At 69.0% G+C, this 8,278-nt stretch carries 5 protein-coding genes; 3 read left to right on the top strand and 2 right to left on the bottom strand.

What is annotated here, in order from left to right; all coding sequences use genetic code 11:
• The first annotated feature begins 23 nt into the window (after nt 1-23).
• Nucleotides 24-1,421 carry a DUF6519 domain-containing protein gene (locus ACFVFQ_RS29720; RefSeq protein ID WP_383421898.1) on the top strand — a complete coding sequence of 466 codons (1,398 nt, stop codon included), beginning with the start codon at nt 24-26 and terminating at the stop codon, nt 1,419-1,421.
• Here ACFVFQ_RS29720 and ACFVFQ_RS29715 read toward each other — a convergent pair.
• Nucleotides 1,418-1,930 (bottom strand): CD225/dispanin family protein, encoded by a 513-nt coding sequence (locus tag ACFVFQ_RS29715; RefSeq protein ID WP_383421896.1) that lies wholly within the window; start codon nt 1,928-1,930, stop codon nt 1,418-1,420. The genes ACFVFQ_RS29720 and ACFVFQ_RS29715 overlap by 4 nt on opposite strands.
• A 535-nt stretch (nt 1,931-2,465) precedes the next feature.
• Here ACFVFQ_RS29715 and ACFVFQ_RS29710 point away from each other — a divergent pair.
• Nucleotides 2,466-3,416, top strand: coding sequence for a hypothetical protein (locus ACFVFQ_RS29710; RefSeq protein ID WP_383421894.1), 951 nt, complete (start codon nt 2,466-2,468; stop codon nt 3,414-3,416).
• A 51-nt stretch (nt 3,417-3,467) separates the two neighbouring features.
• Here the strand turns inward: ACFVFQ_RS29710 and ACFVFQ_RS29705 are convergent, their stop codons facing one another.
• A complete protein-coding gene (locus tag ACFVFQ_RS29705; protein WP_383421892.1) occupies nt 3,468-5,216 on the bottom strand; it encodes a S8 family serine peptidase in 1,749 nt (582 codons plus the stop codon).
• A 202-nt stretch (nt 5,217-5,418) separates the two neighbouring features.
• On the opposite strand from ACFVFQ_RS29705, the gene ACFVFQ_RS29700 reads away from it, so the two are divergent.
• Entirely contained in the window at nt 5,419-8,229 is a 2,811-nt protein-coding gene (locus tag ACFVFQ_RS29700; RefSeq protein WP_383421889.1) for a hypothetical protein, read from the top strand.
• The last annotated feature ends 49 nt before the right edge of the window (nt 8,230-8,278 follow it).

Here is an 8,278-nt window from a genome sequence, read left to right as displayed (position 1 = left end):
TTCCCGCCCTACCGGAGCGCACCATGCACGGCGACTTCTCACGTGTCACCTTCGACCCCGCCCAACGGTTCTCGGCGGTCCTGGCCCAACAGGGCCGGGTCCAGCTCGATGCCGAGATCAACGAACAGGCGGCCATCGTCCAGGACCACCTGCGCACCCTGGCCAGGGACTTGTTCGGGCCCGTCGCGTACCTGCCGGACGAGGACGAGGAGCACCCCGGCGGGTTCGGCGTAGGCCCCTGCGACGGCGACAACTTCCCCGTGGCCTCCGGACGGATGTACGTCAACGGCATTCGGTGCGAGTGCGACGGCACCGACTACAAGAGCCAGCCCGACATGTACTTCGATTACTTCGATCCGGAGCGCGAGGAGCACCGGCTGCCGTCGCACCCCTTCCTGGTCTACCTGCGGGTGTGGGAGCGGCTGGTCACCGCCGTGGAGGCGCCCCGCATCCGGGAGGTCGCCCTCGGACCGCACAGCCCGGACACGACCGCGCGGTCACGGGTGGTGTGGCAGGTCTGTTGGCTTCCGCTGGAGGAGGGCGGCTACGTCCCCACCATGCGCACCGCCACCCGGTACCTGCGGGACCGTCTCAGCCGGAGGTTCGAGCCCCGCGGGCACCTCGCGGCCCGGGTCCGGAGCCCGGAGGACGACCCCTCCGACGTCTCGCCGTACGCCGACTACCCGGGGCCCGAGAACCAGCTCTACCGGGTGGAGGTGCACCAGGGCGGCACCGCGCAGACCGCGACCTTCAAATGGTCGCGGGAGAACGGCTCGGTCGTCCTGCCGATCCGGTCGGTTCACGGCCCCACGGTGGAACTGGAGACGCTGGGGCGCGACGACAAGCTCGGGATCGAGGTCGGCGACCAGGTGGAGCTCGTCACCGACGCCTCCGTGTGCCACGGCGCGTCGGACCAACTCGACGAGCCGGCGCCGCGGTTGTACACGATCCAGGAGATCGACCACGCGGAGTGCCAGGTGGTGCTGAACGCCGACCCGGGCGACGATCCGCACCACCCCACGGGCGGCCGAGTCTTCGGACTCCACCCGCTCCTGCGGCGCTGGGACCACGGTGTCACCGCGGGGACGAGAGGTGACGACGCCCAGGGAGCCAGGGCAGGCGCCTTGGGGCAGCCCGTGCAGGAGGGAGAGTGGCTGCCTCTGGAGGACGGCATCGAGATCCGCTTCGAACCGAGCGCCGAACAGCCGCGCACCTATCGACGGGGCGCCTACTGGCTGATCCCGGCGAGGGCGCTTACGGGAGGCGTGGAATGGCCCGTTGACCCCAACGGCCAGCCGCGACCGAGGCCCCCGCGCGGCATCGCCTACCACTACGCTCCCCTCGCGGCGGTGCGGCCTTCGGCCGGGGGCGAGTACCAGGTGGTGGACCTGCGGGTCCCCATCCCGGCTCGCGGCCTCTAGTAGCTGGGTCCGGACGGGCCCTCGGGTGGGCCGGGCGGTCCTTGGGGCGGGCCGCCGTGCGGCCACATCACGATGACGAAGATGATGACCAGCAAGACGGAGACGGCGAAGACGATGGTCGCGATGAGGGAGAACAACCGCGCCTTGTTCGAGGAGTCGAGTGCTCCGGCATAGTCGCCGACCGTGTACTTGCTCTTCACCTGCGCGGCGAAGATCACCGCGGCTATGCCCAGCGGCCAGAAGAAGAAGATCGACACGATCGCCCAGACCAGATGCGAATTCGGTAGCGGCCCGGGCGGCTGGTGCCCCTGCCACGGGGCCTGACTCTGGGGAACTGCCGGTGCCGCAGGTGGTGGTGGCGGTGGCGGTGGAGCCGGCGCCGGTGGCGGAGGTCTTGTGGGCCACTCCCCGCTGTAGTCGGGTCGCACCACATTGCCGCAGCGGCTGCACCGCCAGGTACCGGCCGGCTCCTCACTGCCGCAATTTCCGCAAGTCCACGTGTCGTTCATGATCACCGCCGTGCCGGCGAATCGCCGTTCTCCGGTCGCACGACAACCGGTTCAGCCTGCGTTCTTCTCTCTCATCATCACGCCGGATCGCTCACCTCGCTACCGGAACGCAACGCCCATCCACCCTTCTGACCTGCACCTTTGTGGTACCGCAGACGATCGATCAGGTGCTTGGCCCGAGTGCGCGCCGCGTGGCGGCCGGTGACGCGGTGGGCGGGGCCCAGCCGTGTGGCTGGCCCGGAGTTCACGTCGCCTTTCGAAGGGAAACCGGTTTCACCCAGCGTTCACGGGTGAGCACCGGGTGCTGTCGGGTCCCGCCAATCCCCTTCCGGTGCGCGCGAGTTCCTTGGCTGACCTCGCAATTGGGGCGCGCGGACACGGTGTTCACCGTGAACTCTCCCGTGCAGCGTGTTCGGACCGGCGCCGTAGCGTCCGGGATCGCGGCGTGGCTGTCCCCGGATGCACGGCGGACGCCGCCGACGCACCATGAAAGCGACGTGACCGTTTCGATGATCCTGCGTCCGAGGTGGGCGACATGGACATACCCCAGGAAATGTCCCAGGCACTCTCCGCAAGCCTCCACGATCTCCTCCCGGTCGAGGGCGTGAACGGCGTTGACATCGGGCTTGATGCGGCGGGGGAGTTGACGATGCGGATCCTGGTCAGCGATCCGGCCAACCCACCCGCCGGACTACCGGAGACCATCGGTGGATTCCCCGTACTGCTGGTGCTCGGCGACCCGGTTGCCGAGCAAGGATGCGTGACCGATGACGCGAAGCACGACCCGCTCGTCGGCGGCATCCAGCTCGGGCCGCGGACCGTGACGGACGGTCTGGTCACCGCCGGAACCCTCGGCTGCATCCTGCGCGACCGGGCCAGCGGAGACCCCGTCGCCGTGACCAACGCCCATGTCATCTGCGGTATGCCGGACGTCATCCAGCAGCCCGCCCCGCACACCGACCCGCCGTCGAGCAGCGAACAGATCGGCACGGTCCAGCACTGCGAGATTCCCAGCACCCCCGCGTTCTTCCCGACGCCCGACATGGCCGGGGTGTCCGGCGACTTCGACGCGGCGACCTGCTCGGTCGACCTTGCGAGCAATCTGGGTCGGACGGCGAACGTGGGGGAGATAGCCGACATCGGCACCGTCACGGGCGTGAGTTCACCGCACCTTGGCGACCGGGTGCGCAAGCGGGGCTACCGGACGTGTCTCAGCCACGGCGTGGTCGACGGCACACTCGGCAGCTACAAGGTCAGGGACGAAAACGGCAAGCTGCTGTGGTGGCTGCTCGGGCAGACGTCCATAGCCATGCTGCCTGACCTGAGCCTCAACCCGTGCGGAGTGTGGTCCCGGCACGGCGACTCGGGATCGGTCGTGGTGAACGACGCCAACGAGATCGTCGCCCTGCACTTCGCCGGAGACGGCGGGCACGGATACGCCACCGACTTCGCCACGGTCGCCGTCGCACTGGGCGTCGGCCTGTGACGCGTCGTGTCGCGCGTTGTGCCGAGCGGCACATGCCGAGCGCCCCGCCGGCTACACGAATTCGCTCGCGATCAGCTTCTTGAGATCCGGCATGACGCCGATGGATGCGTTCGGCGCGCCCACCGTGCTGTTCCTGGGGTCGGTGAGCACGTTCCGCATGCGCACCGGTCCCAGTTTGCCCGGTCCACCGGTGCCGGGGTTGAGCGTGGTGAAGAGGTTCTGCACGAGCAGGCACACCCCCGCGATGATCGCCGTCGCGCCCGAGGTCTTCCCGAAGAACGGACTGGTCCAGTACGCGTCGGGCTTCGTGGGCGTGCTCGGGTTGCCCGATGTGACGACGTGATCGCCCCACGCGTAACAGTCGATGCGGCTGCCGAAGTTGCTGTCCGGATCCCGGCTGTGCGGCGATGCGGACGCGGCGGCACCGACCATGATGGCCCGCGATTCCTGGAACTCGGCCGGCAAGGTGCGGTTGAGGGCGTGCCGGTTGAAACGGTCCACGAAGTCGTCGAGGTTGGCCGAGCCGATTCCGTTCACCAAGCCGTTCCCCGCCGGTTCCACGACGATGACGCCGCGTGCGGTGGCCAGTTCGATGGCCTTGAAGCAGCCCGGGTCGGTCTCCACGGGCACGAAGAAGTTGGTGCCGCCGATCGGCACCATGAGTTGGGCCTCCACCAGCAGTACGTCGCCGAGGGCGAGCTCCGACTGCGCCCGCATGATCATGTTCGCCAGGGTCTGTCGGCTCTCCGTCGAGTTGGTCGCCTCCTTGGGGCGGAAGTACGAGATCAGGCGCGTCGAGGTGTTCGGCGCGATGCCGCAGATGCCCCGCGCGTTGTCGACGCCGGCGACCTCGCCCACGACGGCGCAGCCGTGCGCGAAACTGCTGTTGCGGTTCACCCCGTCGATCAACCGCAGCCCGGCGGGCAGGTCCTCGTGGCCGATGAACCAGCCCTGTTCGAGGTCGATGAACTGCGTGTTGCTGCCGTCCGCGCCCTTGGCCCAGGCCGCCTGGACGCCGATCCCGTCCAACGCCGGGCTCAGATAGCCCTGTTGGGCGAAGAGCGGATTGGTGGTGCCGACCACCGGATCGGCGGCGCTCGGCATGGTGTAGGCGTACTCGACCGTGCTCTGGACCGAGGCCAGGGCGGTGGCGAGCGCGTCGGTGTCGGATCCCGTCGGGCAGTCGATTTCCAGGTAGTTGTTGAAGTTCGGTGCTGTGTAGTCGGGTTGGTTCTGGATGGCCTGGTCGACCATCGACTGGATCTGGTCGGCGGAGACCGAGTCGAAGACGCGCTGCACCGTCAGGTCGGGCAGCAGCGCGCGAACCGTCGCGACGGCGGACTCGCTGCCGGGGCCGAGCACTTGGGACGCGAACTGGTCGAGGTCGAGGCTGGCGCCCGGTTCGAGCGGCACGGTCACGCCGTCCACGATCTTGACGATCACCTCGGGTGCGTCCTGCCGGTCGGTGAGTTGCACCGTGGTCCCGGAGGCCGGGTCGAACAGGACGGCGCCCTGCTCGAAGCTGTTCATGCGGCCACCGGTGACGCCCGGTTGGTCGGACTCGTCGGTGAGCGGGTAGCCGAGTGCGCTGCGTTCCGCGCCCACTTCGAGGTAGGTGTCCAGGATCGCGCCGTGCACCTCGAAGGCGTCGCCGATCCGGGGGTGGAAGTAGATGCGCCCGAACTGGTAGGTCCGGCACGATCCGCCATCGTAGAGCGGCTCCTCGTCGCCGGTCGCAGCGCCCAGGTCGAGGATTCCCTGGGAAATCAGGGCGTCGTGTTTGTCATCGATCTTTGACACGGGTCCTCCAAGGCAGTGGGTATGCGGAGTCCCGTTTTCCAGCTTAGGCACGGAGGCAAAAGGTGCGCCTGGCAGTTGCCTGTGCCACGCTGAAATCAGGTTACGTGCGCCCCGCCGTAACCCGGAGTGCGGCGGTGTGCGAGCGGCTCGTCGACCCGGAAGGCGGGCAGCCATGACTGCCGATCCGTTCCGTATCCTGCGCATGGACGACATGCTTCTGCTGCGCGTGGAGGTGGTGAACCTCCGGCTCGACGGGGCACGCCTGGTCCGGGAAGACCCCACCGCGCCGGCGCAGGTACTTCTCCATCTGCCGTCCCAGCACATGAGCGAAGGCGTGCTGACGGATGGTCAATTCCCGCCCACCGTACCCGCGTTCGCGGCCGGTCAGAGCACGTTGGCGTTCCTGCTTCCCGACGGCCAGGACGGCATCGACCTCACCGTCGACGCGCTGCTGGACTGGAACAGCCTGAACCCGACGACCGTTCCGGTCGGCCAGACACCGGACGACCCGAACGACCCGGCCCTGTTCGGAGGGATCCACCGCACCGCCATCGAGTTCCCCACCCGCCTGCTGCTGGGCCACGACGACCTGGTGATCGCCTGGTCGGCGCCGCTGGCCCAACCGGCCGTCCTTGATGGGCGGGCCGAGCTGTGGCACGTCGAACTGCACGGCGCGGACGCCGGACCCGCGCACCTCAAGGCATTCGCCGTGCCACAGCTCGGCCGCCCACCACGCACCGGAACCGCCCTGCGCGAGAGCGATTTGACGGACCTAGTCACCCTCACCAGTGACACCGACCTCGTCGGCTCCGACGGCATGCCGGTGCGCCGCTCCCTGATCGCCGACCGGTTCATGCTCACGCCGCTCGGCGCCACCGTCCGGCTGAGCGGCTCGTGGGACCTCCCGCCCACCTTCACCTCGGCGAGCCTGACCGGCTACGAACACGTCGCGTCGCTCGGCCGTGAACAGTACGTGTACACCGCCCGCCAGGGCTTTCTCAGCAGCGGGCACCGAGCCACGTTGGTCGTGGTCACCAAGCGGTCGTACGACGACCCGGGCGACGGCACCTCGGTCGCCTACCTGCACCAGGAGACGCACATCAGGGTGGACCAGCCCGAGGTGACGTACGGTGCGGGGGCCGGCTACGACGAGCACGAAGGACGTCAACAGCCTTTCCAGTCCCTGCGGTTGACCGACCTGGTCACCCCGTCCATCGACGGCCCGGAGGGCGCGGAGGTCTTCTGGGTGACCGTCAACGGCGCGCCGCTGCCGTTCCACGCGACGGCGACCGACGCCGAGGGCCGGCACATCGGCGTCACCATGCCGTTGGTGTTCGCGTCCTCCGATTCCCTCAAGCAGATGACCTCCGATTCCCAAAACCCGATGGCCTCCGTCTACAACGACCCCACCACCGCCGACCGCACCAACCTCGCACTCGGCGGCCAGACCCTGGCCCTGGCCGCGGGCGGCAACCCGAGCACCGCCAGCATGCCCGTGACGTCCATGCGGTTCGCCCTGGTGTCGGCCCAGGGCCACCCGGCCGGCGTGCTGCCCGCCATGGTCGACGCGGTGGCGCACGTCCCCGCGGTCGAGCAACTCACCGGGCTGAGCAACGACATCGCCGTGAAGCTGCACGACGCGTACCTCGCCCAGGGGCTGGACGGCCAGCCCACCGGCGCGTTCCTCAGCCTCGTCGACGCGCTGCCGCTCCGCCTTCCCGCCGAGGCGGTGGGCGGCCTGGCCAGCCCGAGTACGGTGGTGCAGACCGTCACCACCCGCGCGGGAGTGCTCGCCCCGCAGTTCCTGACCGAGGCCGGCGACGCCGCGGGGGTCGACGCGCAGACCCTCGCGCAGATCTTCGGCGGCGCCAAACTGCTGGGTCCCATCGACCTGTCCGCCCTGCTCGCCGACGTTCCCGCGACCTCCGTGGCGGAGTTGAAGGACCTGGGTGAGGACGAGATACGCCGCAGACTCGACGGCGAGTCCCAGGCGTTGCTGCCGGTCCCGATCATGCGCGTCAGCGACCTCGTCGACGGTTCCGAACTGCGGTACGTGTGGAAGCCACAGCTGAACAACGACCTCCCGTTGCTCGATCTGGGCTCCGCCTCGCTGGTCCTCGAAGCGACCACCGTCCGCTCGCCCGACGCGCTGAGCAAGTCCACCGTGCGCGGCGAACTGCGCAGCTTCGCCTTCGTGTTCGCCGAGATCGTCCGCGTCGACTTCCAACGCCTGACGTTCGCGGCCCGGCCCGGCAGCAGGCCCGACGTCACCGCCGACGGGGTGGCCCTCTCGTTCTTCAACGACCTGGAGTTCGTCAACGCGCTCCGCGAGGCGCTGCCCGCGGACGTGTTCGGCACCGGCGCCTTCGTCGACGTGAACGCCTCGGGGGTCACCGCCGGCTACGGGCTGACGCTGCCGACGCTCTCCCTCGGCCTGTTCAACCTCAGCAACCTGGCCCTGTCCGCACGCCTCACCATTCCGTTCGACGACAAGCCGGCCCGCTTCCGGTTCGCCGTCTCCGAACGGTCCAACCCGTTCAACCTCAGCGTCTCGCTCTTCGGAGGCGGCGGGTACTTCGCCCTCGAAGTGAGCACCCACGGCATCGAACTGGTCGAGGGGGCCCTGGAGTTCGGCGGGAACGCCTCCCTCGACCTGGGGGTGGCGAGCGGGGGAGTCCACCTGATGGCGGGGGTCGCGTTCCAACTGTCCGGCGACGCGGTCACGCTCACCGGATACCTGCGCTGCGGCGGCTACCTGTCGGTGCTGGGCATCGCCAGCGTCTCCGTCGAGTTCTACCTGGCCCTCACGTACCACAAGGACCCCCACGCACACGTCTGCGAAGTGGTCGCGCAGGGCAGCATCACCGTCAGCGTTCGCGTCGCGGTCTTCAGCAAGTCCGTCAGTCTCCCGCTGGAGCGCAGGTTCACCGGCTCCGCGAGCAGCGACCCGTCGTTCGCCGACAGCGTGTTGCCGAAGCACTGGGATATCTACTGCCTGTCCTACGCCGCGTGAAACCGGCACCGGGCACCGTCGTTCGCCGCACACCCACGGGTGACCTCGT

Source organism: Streptomyces sp. NPDC057743, assembly GCF_042798755.1.
Taxonomy (GTDB): domain Bacteria; phylum Actinomycetota; class Actinomycetes; order Streptomycetales; family Streptomycetaceae; genus Streptomyces.
The sequence above is the reverse complement of the archived record's forward strand: the minus strand, read 5'-3'. Positions and strand labels throughout refer to the sequence as shown.

Excerpts from the sequence above, each read along its gene's own strand:
- ACFVFQ_RS29720 (WP_383421898.1), top strand. The coding sequence starts at position 24 with ATGCACGGCGACTTCTCACGTGTCACCTTCGACCCCGCCCAACGGTTC.
- ACFVFQ_RS29715 (WP_383421896.1), bottom strand. The coding sequence starts at position 1,930 with ATGAACGACACGTGGACTTGCGGAAATTGCGGCAGTGAGGAGCCGGCC.
- ACFVFQ_RS29710 (WP_383421894.1), top strand. The coding sequence starts at position 2,466 with ATGGACATACCCCAGGAAATGTCCCAGGCACTCTCCGCAAGCCTCCAC.
- ACFVFQ_RS29700 (WP_383421889.1), top strand. The coding sequence starts at position 5,419 with ATGGACGACATGCTTCTGCTGCGCGTGGAGGTGGTGAACCTCCGGCTC.